This window comes from Shewanella marisflavi (assembly GCF_002215585.1).
Taxonomy (GTDB): Bacteria; Pseudomonadota; Gammaproteobacteria; order Enterobacterales; family Shewanellaceae; genus Shewanella; species Shewanella marisflavi.
This window is the reverse complement of record NZ_CP022272.1, coordinates 2,401,252-2,419,625: the sequence shown is the minus strand read 5'-3', so window position 1 is coordinate 2,419,625 and position 18,374 is coordinate 2,401,252. Positions and strand designations below refer to the sequence as shown.

Sequence of the window (18,374 nt, the reverse complement as noted above, 5' to 3'; positions counted from 1 at the left end):
GCCTCAAGTTCTGCGCGAATGTTGATATATGTCAACATTTGTAAACCTTGTGAATCGCAAGGGCTTTTAAGCTTGCCGCGATATGAGCTGGATCAAGTTAATTTTAAAATGTGGGTCAAAATGTCCCAATTTGACGGGTGAAATTGATCGGCTTCAAATTTTTTGATTGTTCAGTAAGTGGCTGTTTTGTCTGCTTATAAATAAAATTGGTCAAATCTTCGGCTTTTTAGACCAACCTTATATACACTTAAGGTGCAGACACTAAAAAGGAGTCAGAATATGGAGTCGATGAAAGTCGTTGATTATATGGATCGCCAACCCGTGTTATTACAGGCGGATATGACACTGGCTGCTGCAGTCGAAAAGCTGTTAACACAAAAAAAATTAGGCGCGGCTGTGGTTGATACACAGGGTCATTTAGTGGGGTTTTTGTCGCAACAAGATTGTTTAGCCGTGATGCTAAAGAGTACCTATCATTGTGATCTTACCGCCAACGTGAGCGACTGTATGCGCACCGATGTGCTTAGCGTTGCTAAAGATGAGTCCATCATAAGCCTTGCCGAGCAGATGCTGCTGCCTAAGCCAAAAATCTATCCGGTTGTCGATCAGGGCAGGGTCATTGGCATTATAGATAGAAATGCCGTGCTGAGGGCGATCAATAACTCTATGCAGGAGTGTTATCTCAAGCCTGCCTAAGCTTATGCTTCAGTTCACCTTTTTTCGTATCCCAGTATTGGGGCCTCAGTAAGAGAAAAGGTGAACAAATTCGCCCGTCTGGCGCGATTTTCCATACCAAAGTGGACCGTTACTTGGTAGGATCTCTGCTTTGTGTTTTGCTATATGGGTTTTGCATTTGAATTCGCCACGTCACCCCTTGTCTCATGCCTTCTTGAATCAGTGTTATCAGGCCGATGCCTCACGTATCAAACGCCGCTTGCATAGGTTAAAAAAACAGGCCGATGGTGAGCAGAAAAATGAGCAATTGGCTAAGTTAGCTGAGCAGGCCATTGCTGCAGCGGCCAAGGCACAGGAACGTTTGCAAAACCGACCCGAGATCAGCTATCCCGAAGCCCTGCCAATCTCACAAAAACGTGCGGAAATTGCCGAGGCGATCGCCAACCATCAGGTGGTGATTGTGGCCGGTGAAACCGGCTCGGGTAAGACGACTCAGCTGCCTAAAATTTGTCTCGAGCTTGGCCTTGGCAGTCGCGGCCTTATCGGTCACACCCAGCCCCGTCGACTTGCTGCTCGCAGCGTCGCAAGCCGTGTGGCCGAAGAGCTAGGCAGTCCCTTAGGCGAAGTGGTGGGCTTTAAGGTGCGCTTTGCCGATGCCATTAAGCCGACCTCCTATATTAAGTTGATGACCGACGGTATCTTGTTGGCGGAGCTGAGTTCAGACAAATACCTGGATCAATATGACACCATCATTATCGATGAGGCCCACGAACGCAGCCTGAATATCGACTTTATTCTGGGTTACCTCAAGAGTGTGCTCAAGCGCCGCCCGGATCTCAAGGTGATCATCACCTCGGCCACCATAGATGTGGATCGTTTTTCCAAGCATTTTAACAATGCGCCCGTTATCGAGGTGTCGGGTCGAACCTATCCGGTGGAGACCCGCTATCGTCCTTTAGTGCGCGAGCGGGATGAAGACTTGGATCTCACCGACGGCATCTTTGCTGCGGTTGAGGAGCTGATGGGCGAGGGGCCCGGCGATATCCTTATCTTCCTCAATGGCGAGCGTGAAATCCGCGACCTGGCGGATCAACTCAACAAACAGCAGTATCAAGATACCGAGGTTCTGCCTCTCTATGCGCGCCTCTCCTATGGAGAGCAGTCTAAGGTGTTTAAGAGCCATCGTGGGCGACGTATTGTGCTGGCCACCAACGTGGCGGAAACCTCGCTGACGGTACCAGGGATCAAGTATGTAATTGATCCGGGGACGGCACGTATCAGTCGTTATAGCTACCGCACTAAGGTACAGCGCCTGCCAATTGAACCTATCTCTCAGGCCAGCGCCAATCAGCGTCAGGGCCGTTGTGGCCGCGTGGCGCCGGGGATCTGTATTCGTCTGTACGATGAAGCCGACTTTAACAATCGCCCCGAGTTTACCGATCCCGAGATTTTACGAACCAACCTGGCTTCGGTGATTCTACAGATGCTCTCCATTGGCCTTGGCGACATCGAAGGTTTCCCCTTTATTCAGCCGCCCGATGCGCGTTACATTCGCGACGGCTTCTTGCTGCTGGAAGAGTTGCAATCAGTGAGCAAGCACAAGGGGCAATTGCAACTGACGCCTCTTGGACGCCAGCTGGCGAGTATTCCGGTGGATCCGCGTCTGGCGCGCATGGTGGTACAGGCCAAAGACTATGGCTGTCTGCATGAGACATTGGTGATCACTGCGGGTTTGTCGATTCAGGATCCTCGTGAGCGTCCTATGGATAAGAAGCAGGCCGCCGATGAGGCCCACCGCCGCTTTAACGATAAGGATTCCGATTTTATCGCCTGGGTTAAGCTGTGGGATCATATCAAGGAGCAGCAAAAGGCCCTGTCGGCCAGTCAGTTCCGCAAGTTATGTAAGCAGGAATTCCTGGCGTACCTGCGGGTGCGTGAGTGGCAGGATCTCTATACGCAATTGCGTCAGGCAGTGCATGACCTCAAGTGGAAGCTCAACAGTGAGCCCGCCGACTATGAGCTGCTGCATAAATCCCTGCTGACCGGCCTGCTGAGCCATATTGGTTTTAAGGATAAGGACAACGAATATCTTGGCGCCCGCAATCGCAAGTTCTTCGTTTTCCCAGGATCGCCGCTGGCGAAGAAGGGGCCAAAATGGATCATGGCGGCGGAGATGACCGAGACTTCGCGTCTGTTTGCCCGCTGCTGTGCCAAGATCCAGCCAGAATGGGTCGAGCCACTGGCCGGCCATCTGGTAAAAAAGAGTTATGTCGAACCTCATTTTGAGGCCAAGCAGGGTAGTGTGGTGGCGCTGGAGAATCAGCAGCTGTATGGGTTAACCATAGTCAATCGCCGCCGAGTGCAATATGGCCCGATCGAGCCTGTTGAGGCCCGTGAGATCTTTATTCGCAGTGCATTGGCAGAAGGGGAACTTCGCACCAAGGAAGCCTTCTTCGTTAAAAATCGCGCCCTGCTGGAAGATATCGAAGCACTGGAACATAAGTCTCGTCGCCGCGATATCTTGGTGGACGAGCAGGCGCTGGTGGATTTCTATCAGGCGCGCATTCCCGAGGGGATCTACAACGCGCCTAAGTTATTGACCTGGTGGAAGCAGGAGAAGAAGCGCCAGCCCCATCTGCTGGATTTCGAGCGTGAACAGCTGATGAAACGCAGCGATGAGCATGTCTCTGCGCTGGATTTCCCCGACAGCTGGCATCAGGGCAACTTTAACCTCTCCTTGAGCTACCATTTTGAACCCGCCGATCCTGACGATGGCGTCTCAGTGCATCTGCCTGTGGCGCTGCTTAATCAGATTGAGGCTCAAGGCTTCGACTGGTTAGTGCCTGGGCTGAGGGAAGAGAAGATCACTGCGCTGATCAAATCTTTGCCGAAAACCCTTAGACGTAACTTTGTGCCGGCACCAGATTACGCCAGAGCCTGCCTGCAGGCGATGACTAGCATTAAGAGCAGCATTAAGAGCAGCACGAATATCAGCGGTGAGATGAGTCTGCTGGAGGCCATGTGTAAGCAGCTGCTGCGGATGAGCGGCGTGCGTATCTCGCCAGATGATTTTGACCTCTCTCAATTGGCGCCGCACCTGCTTATTAACTTTAAGGTTGAAGATGATAACGGCAAGCTGTTGGCCCAAGGGCGGGAACTGGATCAGCTTAAAGATAAGTTACAGGGTAAGGTGACCCAGGCGATCCGCAATGTGGCCGAGAGTGGTATTGAGCAGAGTGAGCTAACTCAGTGGAGCTTCGGTGAGCTGCCCAAGCAGTATGAAAAGCGCCGCGGTAATTTCCAGGTGAAGGCGTTTCCTGCGCTGGTGGATAATAAGACTAGTGTGGCGATTAAGCTATTTGACGATGAGCATGAAGCCAGTCGCAGTCACAAGGCCGGTTTGCAGCGACTCTTGCTGCTCAATATGCCATCGCCAGTTAAGCACCTGCAGAATACCCTGCCCAACAAGGCTAAATTGGCGATGTATTTTAATCCCTTTGGGCAGGTGCAGTATTTAATCGATGATATCTTGTCGGCGGCGGTGCAGCAGCTGCTGGATCAGAAGGGCTTAAATGTGCGCAGCGAAGCGCAGTTTGAACAGGCAAAAGATATCGTGCGTCAGGATCTTAACCCTATGGCGGCCAAGATAGCCCTGCAGGTAGAGGAGATTTTGACCCTGTATCAAAAGGTGAAAAAGCGTCTTAAAGGCAAGATTAGTCTGGATATCGCCTTTGCGATGAGTGATATTCAAACTCAGCTGGATAACCTGGTGTTTAAAGGGTTTGTAGAGCAGTGCGGTTGGCAGCGCCTGGCAGATTTAATTCGTTATATTAAGGCGATTGATAATCGCTTGGATAAGCTGCCGGTCGATCCCAATCGCGATCGTTTGCACCTGCACAGTATCAATAATGTGCAGCAGACGCTGGCGGCACAGCTGGCCAAGGTGCCGCGTAGTGCAGCCGTTCCCGAGGCGCTGCAAGAGGCGCGCTGGATGATAGAGGAGTATCGCGTCTCCTGTTTCGCTCAGGTGCTGGGTACCGCCTATCCCATCTCTGAGAAGCGTATCCTGAACCGTATCGCCGAAGCCTGATTGTTGTCATTATGACTAAAAAAGCACCCGCAATGGGTGCTTTTTTATTACCTCTGGAAAACCGAGTCTACCCCCATTGATATATTTTTACGATTTAGATCACGTTTTGACTTACTAAATCGCGATTTTATGACTATGTTTTAGTTGTTTGTGAATAGCTAATTTATTCATTTTGTTGCTTTCTCAATCGAAAAATATGTCTAGGAGAAGTGATCCGGGTTTTATCTGCTTCAAAAGGATGATCCAGATCAAACCTGCATAGAATTTACCGATTTAGGGGTATACAGAATGTTAATAAGTTATTGATACCATAAATACCAGGAAAAAAAGTACGGTTTTATCGATTGATTGGCCCACACCAACCACTGGCAAGCCGGCTTTATCTGAGATGAAAATCGGCATGACCCGTTGGAGGATGCATGAGTTCCACACCTAATGAAGAGAAAAGTTTAGAGCTGAAAATATTTGTGTTTCTAACCGTTTTTCTTGCTCCCCTGCTGTCAGTGATACTCGTTTCTGGTTTGGGGTTTGCTATCTGGTTTAGCCAGATACTAACCGGACCACCAGGTGCAGGTTAAACCACTGCTATCAAACAAATATAAAAGAGTGAAAATATCAATGAGCAATGAACTTCACGTCACCAGTTTAGTGGTTCAGGTTAAGCCTGAATTTATGTCCAGTGTCAGACAGACAATCATGAAGATGGAAAACGCTGATTTGTCTGTCAATGATGAGATCAAGTTGGTTGTTGTGCTCGAAGGCATGACCCAGAAGGGGCTGATGGCTGACATTGAGGCGATCAACAAAATTGAGGGCGTGCTGTCCGCAGCCATGGTGTATCACCAGAGTGAAGTGCTTGAAGAGGTTGAAAAATGAAGATGAATCGACGCGAATTTATGAAGGCAAATGCGGCTATGGCCGCTGCCTCAGTAGCTGGTTTAGCCCTGCCTGCAACAGCAAGCAACCTGATTACCAGTTCAGAGCAGACTAAGCTTGAGTGGAACAAGGCACCTTGTCGTTTCTGCGGCACTGGCTGTTCGGTCATTGTTGCAACACGCGACGGTAAAGTCGTTGCCACCCATGGTGATGCTGAGAGTGAGGTGAACCGCGGTCTGAACTGTATCAAGGGTTACTTCCTGTCTAAGATCATGTACGGCAAAGACAGACTACAGACCCCTATGCTGCGTATGACCAATGGTAAGTACGACAAGCATGGTGAATTCACGCCGGTTAGCTGGGACACCGCCTTCGACACTATGGCGGAAAAATGGAAAGCCACCATTAAGAAAAAGGGCCCAACCGCTATTGGTATGTTTGGCTCAGGCCAGTGGACAGTTTGGGAAGGTTATGCCGCCTCTAAGCTGATGAAGGCAGGCTTTGGCTCGAACAACATTGACCCTAACGCCCGTCACTGTATGGCGTCTGCTGTGGGTGGCTTTATGCGCACCTTCGGTATCGATGAGCCTATGGGATGTTATGATGACATGGAGCACGCCGATGCCTTTGTGCTTTGGGGCTCTAACATGGCCGAGATGCACCCCATCCTTTGGAGCCGTGTCACCGACCGTCGTCTGAGTGCACCGCATGTTAAGGTGTCAGTACTATCGACCTTTACTCACAGATCGTTCGACTTAGCCGATCTCGGTATCGTCTTTACGCCGCAGACAGATCTGGCAATCCTTAACTTCATTGCCAACTACATCATTCAAAACGATGCAGTGAACTGGGACTTCGTTAAAAAGCATGTCAACTTCCGTCAGGGTGAAACCGACATAGGTTACGGTCTGCGTGCAAGCCATCCTCTACAACAAAAAGCTAAGAACGTGAAGACGGCTGGCAAGTCTACCCCGATTGAATTTGACGCCTTCAAGGCCTTTGTTGCCGACTATGATGTGGCATCAGTCAGCAAGCTTTCAGGCGTGCCAGAAGATAAGTTGATTGAACTGGCGAAACTCTACGCCGATCCGAATACCAAGGTCACCTCATTCTGGACCATGGGCTTCAACCAACATACCCGTGGTGTGTGGTGTAACAACCTGATTTATAACATCCACCTGCTAACAGGTAAGATCTCAACGCCGGGTAACAGCCCATTCTCGTTGACAGGTCAACCTTCAGCCTGTGGTACCGCTCGTGAAGTGGGCACCTTCTCACATCGTCTGCCAGCAGATCTTGTGGTGAATAACCCAGAGCACAGAAAGATTGCCGAGAAGATTTGGAAGATCCCTGATGGCATCATTCCACCTAAGCCTGGCTATCATGCGGTAGAGCAGAATCGCCGCCTCAAAGATGGCGACATCAATGCTTACTGGGTGCAGGTGAACAACAACATGCAGGCCGCCCCTAACATGAATGAAGAGGGCTTACCTGGTTACCGTAACCCTGAAAACTTCATTGTAGTGTCAGATGCCTACCCAACGGTGACGACTCAGGCTGCTGACCTTATCCTGCCTACCGCTATGTGGGTGGAGAAAGAGGGCGCCTATGGTAATGCAGAGCGTCGTACCCAGTTCTGGCATCAGATGGTCAAAGCGCCGGGCGAGTCTCGCTCAGATCTCTGGCAGTTGATGGAGTTCTCTAAGCGCTTTACTACCGACGAAGTCTGGCCAAAAGAGGTGCTGGCGGCCAATCCAGAATACAAGGGCAAGACTTTGTTCCAGGTTCTTTATCAAAACGGTAATGTCGATAACTTCCCCCTAGAGCAGGCGGATCCTAAGTACATGAACGATGAAGCCAAGCACTTTGGTTACTATGTACAAAAAGGCCTGTTTGAAGAGTACGCTGCTTTCGGTCGCGGTCACGGCCATGACTTGGCGGACTTCGATACCTACCATGAAGTGCATGGCCTACGCTGGCCTGTAGTGAACGGCAAAGAAACCAAGTGGCGTTTCCGTGAGGGTAGCGATCCTTATGTGAAACCAGGTACAGGCTTCCAGTTCTACGGTAAGCCAGATGGTAAGGCGGTTATCTACGCACTACCATACGAGCCTGCCGCTGAGTCACCAGATGAAGAGTTTAACCTCTGGTTATCGACCGGTCGTGTGCTAGAGCACTGGCATTCAGGTTCTATGACTCAACGTGTGCCTGAGCTGTACCGCGCCTTCCCAGATGCAGTCTGCTTCATGCATCCAGATGATGCCAAGAAGCGCGGCCTGCGCCGTGGTGATGAGGTGAAGGTGGTGTCACGCCGTGGTGAGATAAAGACACGCGTCGAGACCCGTGGTCGTAACAAGCCACCCGTCGGCCTGGTCTTTGTACCTTGGTTCGATGCCAGCCAGCTGATTAACAAGGTTACGCTAGATGCGACGGATCCTTTGTCTAAACAGACTGACTTTAAGAAGTGTGCAGTTAAAGTGGTTAAGGCATAAGGAGGATCACCATGAAAACATTGAAATTTGTAACTTTTGCGACCCTGGTGAGTCTCTCTGCGGCTGCAGTATTTAACGTCAGCGCTGCCAGTGTGCCAGATGAAAAGGTGGCCACCCTGAGACAGGCGCCGCTTGACACTAACCCGACGCCACCTGTGATGCCTAAGGTTCGTAACACAGACGTTAAGCAGGTGCGTAACTACCCCATGCAGCCGCCTGTGATCCCACATAAGATCGACGGTTATCAGGTCGACCTTAAGGTAAACAAGTGTATGTCTTGCCACGCCCGCAAGCGTACAGGGGATTCACAGGCGCCTATGGTGAGTGTGACTCACTACATGGATAGAGAGAACAACTTCTTAGCGGATCTATCACCACGTCGCTATTTTTGTACTCAGTGCCACGTGCCACAGCTGGATGCTAAAACTCTGGTAGATAATGAATTTATCGATATCGACCACTTAATCAAAGCTGAAGCAACTAAGCACTAGGAGCGGCCGTATGTTAGATAAGTTGAAAAAAATCTGGCAGGTGTTAAGAAAGCCCAGCGTGCATTACAGCTTAGGTTTTCTCACATTAGGCGGCTTCATTGCCGGGGTCATCTTCTGGGGGGGATTCAACACTGCCTTAGAAGCGACCAACCAGGAAGCTTTCTGTATCAGTTGCCACGAGATGGAAAATAACGTGTATGAAGAGTTGAAGACAACCATACACTTTACTAACCGAAGTGGTGTGCGTGCGACCTGTCCTGATTGTCATGTTCCCCACAACTGGACAGACAAAATAGCCCGTAAGATGCAGGCCTCAAAAGAGGTTTGGGGTAAGGTATTTGGCACTATTAATACTCGTGAAAAGTTTGAGGCCAAGCGCCGTGAACTGGCCGAGCATGAATGGGCACGACTGAAAGCCAACGATTCGCTCGAATGTCGTAACTGCCACAATTTCGACTACATGGATTTTACTCGTCAATCGACACGTGCGGCCAATATGCACTCCACGTCATTGGCCAGTGGCGAGAAAACCTGTATCGATTGTCATAAGGGTATTGCTCACCACTTACCTGACATGAAAGGAGTCGAAGGCTTCTAGCCTAAGATTCCATCTCCAAGCAAAACGCCAGCCTTCATCTCGCTGGCGTTTTTTTATGGGCCTTTCTCAAGTTTCTTACCCTTGCACAGAGTCGATGATTAACTCCCGCAGCCAGCGATGACTGGGGTCGAGATCGAAATGTTTGTGCCAGAGCAGCAGATAAGTGCCGGGGACCATTTGTGTGGGGGCGGGCAAGGAGACCAGCTTATATTGACCCATCATCTCTTTGGCGTATTTTGCCGGTGAACAGAGGATAAGATCGCTCTGCTCACACAGTTGCATGGCGCTATTAAAATCGGTGAGGTTAACCGCAATATCCCGTTTAAGGTGTTTTATCTGCAGTACATCATCAAGCAGCCAGTGGGAGATACCGCCAAAGGTGACCTGTATGTGGCGATACTTGAGGAAAGTATTGAGGTTCCATTCTTCGCTAAGCAGTGGGTGGCCCTCGCGTACCAGACATAGAGAGATGTCACGGGTCAGTTCGACGTAGCGCAAGGCGCTGGGCAGGTTATTGACATGCTGTAGTGAGCGTTCGTCCCATTCTCGGCAGGCAATCCCCAGATCGGTATCGCAGCGCAGCAGACGCTCCATGCTCTCGTTGTGCCAGGTCTGGCTATCTATAGTGATCTTAGGCGCTTGTTTAAGCAGGGTTGGCATGAAACGCGGATAGGTTAGCGAGTAAGCTGTCTCGACCAATTCGAGGCGAAAACGCCTGTGGCTCATTGAGGGATCGAAGTCACTGGGGCGGGTAAGAGAGGAGACCTGGTTCAGGATCTGGCGGATCTCAGGCCCGAGCTGTTTAGCCTTAGGTGTTGGGCGAAGGCCGTGGGCGGTGCGCTCAAACAGTTGATCGTCGAAGGACTCTCTGAGCTTATTGAGTTGCTTACTTACCGCTGACTGGCTGAGGTGTAGGCGCTCTGCCGCAGCGGTGACACTTTGCTCCTCGAGTAAAACTTCCAGTAAGGGCAGCAGGTTAAAGTCGAATGTTTTCAATGGGCGTTCCGTCAGGGATGGCTTAGCTGGTTTCATGATAGCTAGCTGGCCGTTTTTTAGGTAGCCCTATCTCAAAGTTTGTCTTGGGCTAGCTAGCTTTAGCTAAGGTGTTGGTTATGCTGCCTATTGGAGGAGGTCAAACTTGCCGAGGGTGGTTACTAAGCGCATCAGTCCAGCATCAATAATAAAACGCCAGCAGCTGCTGGCGTTTTTAGTTGAGGCCTAAATAAGATTAATTTATCGTTTTAGGCACGCATCGCTTTTTCGCCGCGGCACAGACCGACAACGCCAGAGCGTGATACCTCGATAACCTTAGTGACCTCACCGATAGCCGTGATAAAGGCATCGAGTTTGTCTGAGGTGCCTGCCATTTGAATGGTATAGAGCTCGGCCGTCACATCCACTATCTGACCGCGGAAGATGTCTGCTGTGCGTTTGACCTCTTCGCGACCCGCTCCCTTGGCCTTTACCTTCACCAAGGCCAGCTCCCGCTCGATATGGCTGGACTCGGTAATGTTAGATACCTTAAGGATATCAATGAGTTTGTGTAGCTGCTTCTCAATTTGCTCAAGTACTGCTTCGTCAGCCACCAGGGTAATATTCAGTCGTGACAGGGTGATATCATCTGTCGGCGCTACCGTCAGGCTTTCGATGTTGTAGCCTCGCTGAGAGAAAAGGCCTACTACACGAGATAGGGCGCCGGGCTGGTTTTCGAGTAATACAGAAATAATTCGACGCATTAGCTTTTCTCCGTTTTGCTTAGCCACATTTCATTCATTGCCCCACCACGGATCTGCATGGGATAGACGTGCTCAGTTTCATCGACACTGATATCGACAAAAACCAGCTTGTCTTTCATTGCAAGGGCCTTTTCCAGGCCGGCTTCTAGCTCGGCGGGATCGCTAATGGTCATGCCCACGTGGCCATAGGCCTCGGCAATTTTGGCAAAATTAGGCACTGAGTCCATATAGGAGTGGGAGTGACGACCCGAGTAGATCATGTCCTGCCACTGTTTTACCATGCCAAGGAAACGGTTGTTTAGGTTTATTATTTTTACAGGTGTGTCGTACTGTAGCGCCGTTGATAGCTCCTGAATATTCATCTGAATGGAGCCATCACCTGTGACACAGATGACGGTTTCTTCAGGCATCGCCATCTTCACCCCCATGGCGGCTGGCAGGCCAAATCCCATGGTGCCCAGCCCGCCTGAGTTGATCCAGCGACGCGGCTTGTTGAAGGGGTAATAGAGGGCTGCAAACATCTGGTGCTGTCCCACGTCAGAGGCCACATAGGCATCGCCCTGGGTCAGCTTATGCAGCGTTTCGATCACTTGTTGCGGCTTAATACGCTCGCTATTGGTGTCGTAGGCCAGACTATTGCGACTGCGCCATTGATTGATCTCGCTCCACCAATAATCGATGGCACCTTCATCGTTTTTCATTGCTGGATCACTGTCCAGCAGGGCTAGCATATTATCGAGCACATTATCCGCCGAGCCTACGATAGGGATATCGACCCTGACCGTCTTAGAGATGGATGACGGGTCGATATCGATATGCAATATGGTGGCATTGGGACAATATTTCTCAACATTGTTGGTGGTGCGATCGTCAAATCTTACCCCGATACCGAAGATAAGGTCGGCATTGTGCATCGCCATATTGGCCTCATAACAGCCGTGCATGCCGAGCATGCCGACGCTATTGGCGTGGGTGCCGGGGAATGCCCCTAGGCCCATGAGTGTGCTGACGACAGGAATGCCTAAACGTTCAGACAGGGTGAGGATCTGTTGGTCGCAGCCGGAAATCACCGCACCGCCGCCCACATAAAGCACAGGCTTCTTGGCTTTTATCAGTGCCTGCAGTCCGCGGCGGATCTGTCCTTTGTGTCCCGTAGTCGTGGGGTTATAAGAGCGCATGTTTATCTCATCTGGATATTGATATTCATGCAAAATTTGCGGGTTAAGGCAATCTTTAGGAATGTCTACCACCACAGGGCCGGGACGACCGGTTGAAGCGATATAAAATGCTTTCTTAATGATGCCCGGAATATCCTTGGCATCAGTGACCAGGAAGCTATGTTTCACCACGGGGCGAGAGATGCCGATCATGTCGCATTCCTGGAAGGCATCGTTACCAATCAAGTTGCTGGGCACCTGACCCGAGAGGACGACCAGTGGGATTGAATCCATGTAGGCGGTGGCGATGCCTGTGATCGCATTGGTGGCACCTGGGCCTGAGGTGACAAGTACCACACCCACTTTACCTGTTGCGCGGGCATAACCATCGGCCATGTGCACGGCGGCCTGTTCATGGCGTACGAGAATATGTTCAATGCCAGATTTTTGATGCAGAGCATCGTAGATATCGAGAACTGAGCCACCAGGGTAGCCGAAAATGTGTTTAACGCCTTCATCGATTAATGATCGGACGATCATGCTGGCGCCGGAAAGTTTTTCCATTATTGATCCCTCATAGTTACCGCGACGGTATGCAGTATCTTGCTACAGCGACGGTAATCGCTCTAAACAAAGAGTCTGAAGGGTAATTCAGACTCGCGCTTTATCTTAAAAGCCAGTGTATGGCTCCTAAGTTCAGGTGACTGTTGCTAATGAACAGAATTTCATCATATGCCAAAGAATGATGAATTCAAGCCTTTTCTCTGCAAAAAAATGACAACTTGAGCAAAACTCACGTTTAAGAGGGGAAAATAGCGCTTTTTAGTCGAGGTATACTGTGATGTATCAAGGGCCCGCTTATATGCTTAGTGTATCATTAGACATAAGTATCATATAGTTAGGCTAGTTAACCTGATAGGGCGCCGACATGGCTGGTATCGGCGACCTTTTGGACTATCTTGGCATAGTTAATACTTTTTATGCTGGTTATGGGCAAGAAATTGAAACAGCCCCACTAAGGTGACAGCACCCAGCATGAGGGCTGAGAAGGGGACGGCCGTCCCTGTATAAAAGAGTGCCAGCAAGGGGCCCGCCAGGGCGCCAAAACCAAATCTTAAGGTGCCAATGACAGCCGTTGCTGTGCCAGTTTCTTGCTGGAATTTCATCAAGACGATGGCATCGGCATTGACCGACATGATGCCTAAAAAGCCCATGAAGGGAATTAGCATAGCAACGGTAAAGTGAAAACTGAGCCCGAGGAGGTTGACGCTCAGCAGGCAGATACCAGAAATCGCCGCGAGGAAGGTCGCGACTTTTAACATTCTGCGAGAGCCATATTTGACCACAATACGGCTGTTGATCACATTGGCCAGCATCAGGGCGCCCACATTGGTGCTAAACAGAATAGCAAACAGGCTCTTATCCAGACCAAACACCTCCATGTAAACGAATGGTGATGCGGTGAGGTAACAGAAAAACGCAAACGAGGTCATGACGCCGCTGGCGATATGCAGCTTAACGCCAGGTTTGGTAAAGACAACGGCATAGGCACCGAAGAAAGATTTCTGGCTGCGCCCCTCATGTTGATTGTCACTGGGCATGCGCAGTTTAGTGAGCACCAAGCAAAGTAACAGGCTGGCATAAAAGGCGAGAATAAAGAAGATCAGATGCCAGTCACCAAATTCCAGGATCAGACTGCCCAAAGTGGGCGCCACAAGGGGGGCGAGCATCATGATCAGGCTGACGTAAGACATCCCCTTAGCGGTATTTTGGCCGTACACCTCTTTGATATAGCCAGGCACAACAACAGTGGCCGCGGCGCCAATGAAGGCCTGCACAAAGCGCAGCCCCAAAAACAGCTCGACATTCGTCACAAAGGCGAGCGCCAAACTCACCAGCATAAAGCCCGTCAGACCGATGATCACTAAGGGGCGACGCCCAATGCGATCGGCGATAGGGCCGAAAGTTAGCATGCCCATGGCATAACCGGCTAGGTAGAGGCTTAGTGACTGCTGGACTGTGGTGATGCTGGAATTAAAGCTGCTTGCCAAGGTCGCCATGGCAGGCAAATACATATCGATCGCCAGCGGCGTGATGGCCACGATAGCGGATAACATGGGGATTAACAGGGCGAGACTCAGAGTGCCCTGTGGTCTTGAAGACTGAAATGGCGGGATCGACGTATTGTTCACTCATACCTCTTGTGACGGGTTTAGGGTTATTTTTTGGGTGTGATAACAGAGAAAGGGTGTTATCCGGGGGAAGGGATATTGTAAGGGATCTGGCCAAGTCTTGGCTAATGCTTTATCGCGCTTTGACCAAAGCGCCTTTGGTGCTTTTGTAACAAAACCTTGCAGGTATCTGGCGGGACGAGCCCGCCAGTTCTGGGTTAGAGCTCTGCCTGATAAGGCAGGAGAATTTTTCGCTGGCTCACCAGCTCGTTGCCTATGGCACTGACCATGTGGTTGCGCTCCACCTTAGTCCAGTACTCACTCTGATCGGTAGGGGGCTCGGAGCAGATGATGATGCAGGCATCTTTGCCGTTATGGGGAATAAAGTCGATGCTCTCTTGCGTTTCACCTATCAGGCCGCGGCCATAAAAAAGTGAGGCTGGTTTAGCGCCCTCTAAGGTAGCGAAACGGGTCACAACGGTATGTCTGCCGTCGGTCACCGCAAAATTAATGAAGGCATTGGTGTCGGCACCGGCTGCTTTTCGAAGACTCATGATGCTGGCGATAGTGTCTTCCATCGCCTGTTCCAGTTGACCCAGGCTGGCCTGCTCGACAAAGCCGAGTTTATCCATGAAAAGGGCGAAGGCATATTCGGAATCTGTGTTGCCCTTGATCAATGCAAAGGCACGATCTGAAAGTTGATTAAGTAACTGACGGCGAAATTTATCAAACTGATCCAGACGGCCGTTGTGCATCCAAAGGTAGTGCATGCAGGAGAAGGGATGGCAGTTAGCCTGGCTGACGGGCATTCCCTTGGAGGCGTCACGCACATGAGCGAAATAGTGCTGTGTCTCCACTTTTTCAGCGATCATCTTAAGGTTACGGTTGCTCCAGGCGGGGTCGACATTGACGAAAGTGGCCGGAATGGGATCATCCTGGGTAGGGTACCAGCCCAAGCCAAAGCCGTCGGCATTGGTGGGCACCTTACGTTTTTGCGCGTATTTACTTTGCATCACTAAAGAGTTAGATGCTTTAAATATCAAGGGGGACATCAGGGCCTTGGGGCCACTATAGGTTAAAAATCTGCACATGGATTCTCTATCCGTAATCATACCGAACCAAAATTTAGCGCGATTTTAATCAGTGACAAAGTGAAATTTTACCAGCGACCCCGAAATGGTGGTTGAGTGTCGTTAAATTGTCATCTACCTGTCATGAGTTTGCCTTATCTGCCTCTTAGCTTAGCGCCATTTACAGGCCACTTATCATTCTTTTTTAGGATGGTAAATCGTGCCGATTAGCGCTAACGACAAAGGATAATCCCATGAAAAAAACGGTAATAGCATTGGTGGTGGCAAGTATAGGTGTGACGGCCTGTAATAGTGACGACGGCAAGGACGGTGTGGATGGCAGTCATGGCGCCAATAGCCTGGTGAAATTGACAGAGGTTGCCGCAGGAGATAGCCAATGCCCGTTAGGTGGCCAGCTGATACAGACGGGACTGGACCTCAATGGCAATGGCATGCTCGATAGCGCCGAGATCAACGCTGAGCAGAGCCAATATCTATGTCGAGAGGCTGAGCAGCAGCTAATGGCCGACTTGATTGGTCGCTACGCCTCGGGTGTGTTTGGCCAAAGCGCCGCGGAGATCCTGGGTTTTCATGGCGCGACCGGTCATGTTTTTGTGGTCAATGCCCAGAGTGGTAAGGTGGATATCATTGATGCCTCGGGTCTTAGCGGGCAGCCAGTAGGTGCTGAGGTGGCATTGACCCTTAACAATTTACCTAAGTTGCGTGAACTGGATGTCGCGCAAGATCTTGGTCATGAGCGCCTTGGAGGCGTTAATAGTCTGGCCATTCATGGCGATCTGCTGGCGGCGGCCATTGAGCGCGGCGATACCCTTGGCAACAGCAAGCAAGACATGGGCTACGTCGCCTTTTACCGAATCGGCACATCGGGCGAGGTGAGTTTTATGCACGGAGTCGAGGTGGGCGCGTTGCCGGATAACCTGGTATTTAGCCATGACGGTAAACAGGTCTTGGTGGCGGGTGAGGGGGAGCCAAGCGATGACTATCTGGTCGATCCCCTCGGGACGATTGCCTTCATCGATGTGGTCGATGGCGTACCGGCAACCAGTGCCACGCTGCTCAATTTCAGTGACTTTAATGTGGGCGCCGCCAGAGAGAGTGAATTGGCCGCTAACATTAAGATCAATGGCCCAGGTGCCAGCGTGGCGCAGGATTTAGAGCCTGAATATATCAGCGTGTCGGCAGATAATCGCCGCGCCTATGTCAGCCTGCAGGAAAACAATGCCATCGCGGTGATCGATATCGCTCAGAAGCAGGTCATCAGTATCTGGCCTTTGGGGGAGAAGGATTTTGGCGCAGCGCAAAATGCCATCGATGCCAGTGACAAAGACGATCGCGTTAACCTTCAGGCCTATCCAGGCGTAGTGGGTCTGTATCAGCCCGATACCATCGCCAGTTTTCAGTGGCATGGCAGTGACTTTTTGGTGACGGCCAACGAAGGTGACTCGCGCGATTATGGGGGATTTTCTGAAGAAGTGCGTGCAGCCGACCTGCTGCTCGATCCCAATCATCTTCAATATGCTGCGGCTCAAGATAAGACGCAGTTAGGACGTCTAAAGGTGACGACCTCCATGGGCGATCAAGATGGTGATGGCGACTATGACAAGATAGTGGCCTATGGTGGTCGGTCTTTCTCTATTTGGGATCAAAATGGTCAGCAGGTGTTTGATAGCGGCAGCGACTTTTCCCGCATTACTGCCGCGTTGCTGGGCAGCAACTTTAACAACAGCAATGAAGAGAACAAGGGGGACAGTCGCAGCGACGATAAAGGCGCCGAGCCTGAGGCGCTGGCGATTGGTGAGGTTAACGGTAAGCGCTACGCCTTTATCGGTTTAGAACGAACGTCGGGTTTTATGATCTATGAGATCACCAATCCATTTGCGCCTAAGTTTGTTGATTATGTCGTTAATCGTGATTTTGAGGTGGGTTTCGAAATTGATGGCAGTGATATCACTGGCACGCCTGAAGCGGCAGGAGATCTCGGCCCTGAAGGCATGGCTTTTGTTTCCGCCAGCGACAGCCCAACTGCTCAGCCTCTGCTCATCATAGGTAACGAGGTCAGCGGTAGCATCAGCGTGTATCAGTTGTCACTGCACTGATGAGCCTGTTTAACGGCTAGAGGATGATCAAGGCGCCAATATGGCGCCTTTTTACATATTATTATTGGGCTAAATTATCTTTTATTTTGAAAACAGAGAGAAGCTCTCACCACTTTCAAGCCAGGTGGGGTACTTCTTCATGATCGCAACAAAAGCCTGGCTATTGATATGCTCGCTGAGCCAAGCTTGCACCTTAGGGTAGGGAGCCTGTTGCCACCACTGTTTATCCACATGGGCAAACTGACGTATAAAGGGGAAGATGGCATAGTCAGCGAGGCTAGGCCTATCTGAGACAAGCTGCGCTGATTGCGTTAACCGCGCTTCAAGGGTGCGAACAAACGCTTCACCTTTGGCGCGATAGTCACTTGCCGAGTGCTCTGGATGACGATCGGCATATTTATATTTGTCTAGCCAAGGTTTGAACTGGTTATCGTTGTCGCTTATCAGTGCCATGGTGCTTTGATGAACTTGCGGTGCAGCCCTAAGTAGTTGGTGACTATCTTGCTGGGCTAATGCCCAGAGCATGATCTCAAGGCTTTCATCGATGACGCGGCCATCATCGAGTACTAACACAGGCACTGTGCCCTTTGGGCTCGCCGCTAACATGGGCTCAGGCTTATGCTTTAACACTATCTCCCGCAGTTCCACCTCTTGCTGGGCTAAATAGAGCCCCAGACGGGCGCGCATTGCGTAGGGACAACGACGAAATGAGTATAAAATAGGCCTTGGCATGTAAGTCTCCTTGTTGAGCACGCTATTTTTCATGGCTTTGGTCGAGATCGCAACCCCATAGTTTTACGGTCAGGCCCCGCGGCCTAATACCCTTACTTTTTCTCCCTGTTTGTTTGACTGTGATTTAGGTAGAATTCGCCTCCATTTTGCGCCATAGATCACAAAGGCG

At 50.6% G+C, this 18,374-nt stretch carries 14 protein-coding genes; 8 read left to right on the top strand and 6 right to left on the bottom strand.

Translation table 11 applies throughout. The features are described 5' to 3' along the window. Positions 1 to 279: 279 nt before the first annotated feature. The 7 genes from CFF01_RS10560 to CFF01_RS10530 all read left to right on the top strand — a co-directional run bounded on the left by CFF01_RS10560 (position 280) and on the right by CFF01_RS10530 (position 9,222). The gene (locus tag CFF01_RS10560; RefSeq protein ID WP_088904763.1) at positions 280 to 696 is read left to right on the top strand and encodes a CBS domain-containing protein; all 417 of its coding nucleotides are present in this window, start codon (positions 280 to 282) and stop codon (positions 694 to 696) included. A 157-nt stretch (positions 697 to 853) separates the two neighbouring features. Then, complete coding sequence (hrpA, locus tag CFF01_RS10555) at positions 854 to 4,765, top strand: ATP-dependent RNA helicase HrpA (RefSeq protein WP_408640493.1); 3,912 nt, start codon at positions 854 to 856, stop codon at positions 4,763 to 4,765. Between the two features lie 419 nt (positions 4,766 to 5,184). Continuing rightward, entirely contained in the window at positions 5,185 to 5,343 is a 159-nt protein-coding gene (locus CFF01_RS10550) for a periplasmic nitrate reductase, NapE protein (protein WP_033538299.1), read from the top strand. A 40-nt stretch (positions 5,344 to 5,383) separates the two neighbouring features. Next, the gene (locus CFF01_RS10545; RefSeq protein ID WP_033538300.1) at positions 5,384 to 5,641 is read left to right on the top strand and encodes a chaperone NapD; all 258 of its coding nucleotides are present in this window, start codon (positions 5,384 to 5,386) and stop codon (positions 5,639 to 5,641) included. Between the two features lie 2 nt (positions 5,642 to 5,643). Further along, on the top strand, positions 5,644 to 8,133 hold the full coding sequence (gene napA / locus CFF01_RS10540) for a nitrate reductase catalytic subunit NapA (protein ID WP_033538445.1): 2,490 nt from the start codon (positions 5,644 to 5,646) through the stop codon (positions 8,131 to 8,133). An 11-nt stretch (positions 8,134 to 8,144) separates the two neighbouring features. Continuing rightward, positions 8,145 to 8,624, top strand: a complete 480-nt coding sequence (locus CFF01_RS10535) for a nitrate reductase cytochrome c-type subunit (RefSeq protein ID WP_088904762.1) — start codon at positions 8,145 to 8,147, stop codon at positions 8,622 to 8,624. A 10-nt stretch (positions 8,625 to 8,634) separates the two neighbouring features. Then, positions 8,635 to 9,222, top strand: a complete 588-nt coding sequence (locus CFF01_RS10530; protein WP_033538302.1) for a cytochrome c3 family protein — start codon at positions 8,635 to 8,637, stop codon at positions 9,220 to 9,222. A gap of 75 nt (positions 9,223 to 9,297) precedes the next feature. Here CFF01_RS10530 and CFF01_RS10525 read toward each other — a convergent pair whose 3' ends face one another. The 5 genes from CFF01_RS10525 to CFF01_RS10505 all read right to left on the bottom strand — a co-directional run bounded on the left by CFF01_RS10525 (position 9,298) and on the right by CFF01_RS10505 (position 15,377). Next, positions 9,298 to 10,218, bottom strand: a complete 921-nt coding sequence (locus CFF01_RS10525; RefSeq protein ID WP_088904761.1) for a LysR substrate-binding domain-containing protein — start codon at positions 10,216 to 10,218, stop codon at positions 9,298 to 9,300. A gap of 245 nt (positions 10,219 to 10,463) precedes the next feature. Beyond that, the gene (gene ilvN / locus CFF01_RS10520; RefSeq protein ID WP_033538304.1) at positions 10,464 to 10,958 is read right to left on the bottom strand and encodes an acetolactate synthase small subunit; all 495 of its coding nucleotides are present in this window, start codon (positions 10,956 to 10,958) and stop codon (positions 10,464 to 10,466) included. After that, positions 10,958 to 12,679: an acetolactate synthase 3 large subunit gene (locus tag CFF01_RS10515; protein ID WP_088904760.1), complete on the bottom strand. Its 1,722-nt coding sequence runs from the start codon at positions 12,677 to 12,679 to the stop codon at positions 10,958 to 10,960. Before CFF01_RS10515 ends, ilvN begins: the two co-directional genes overlap by 1 nt. Before the next feature lie 404 nt (positions 12,680 to 13,083). Next, positions 13,084 to 14,307 carry a multidrug effflux MFS transporter gene (locus tag CFF01_RS10510; RefSeq protein ID WP_232479422.1) on the bottom strand — a complete coding sequence of 408 codons (1,224 nt, stop codon included), beginning with the start codon at positions 14,305 to 14,307 and terminating at the stop codon, positions 13,084 to 13,086. Positions 14,308 to 14,504: 197 nt separating this feature from the next. Beyond that, positions 14,505 to 15,377, bottom strand: coding sequence for a class II glutamine amidotransferase (locus CFF01_RS10505; RefSeq protein WP_088904758.1), 873 nt, complete (start codon positions 15,375 to 15,377; stop codon positions 14,505 to 14,507). Between the two features lie 233 nt (positions 15,378 to 15,610). Between CFF01_RS10505 and CFF01_RS10500 the strand changes: the two genes are divergently transcribed. Further along, the gene (locus CFF01_RS10500) at positions 15,611 to 17,473 is read left to right on the top strand and encodes a choice-of-anchor I family protein (protein WP_088904757.1); all 1,863 of its coding nucleotides are present in this window, start codon (positions 15,611 to 15,613) and stop codon (positions 17,471 to 17,473) included. An 81-nt stretch (positions 17,474 to 17,554) separates the two neighbouring features. Here the strand turns inward: CFF01_RS10500 and CFF01_RS10495 are convergent, their stop codons facing one another. Continuing rightward, positions 17,555 to 18,205: a glutathione S-transferase gene (locus CFF01_RS10495; RefSeq protein WP_088904756.1), complete on the bottom strand. Its 651-nt coding sequence runs from the start codon at positions 18,203 to 18,205 to the stop codon at positions 17,555 to 17,557. Positions 18,206 to 18,374: the final 169 nt, after the last annotated feature.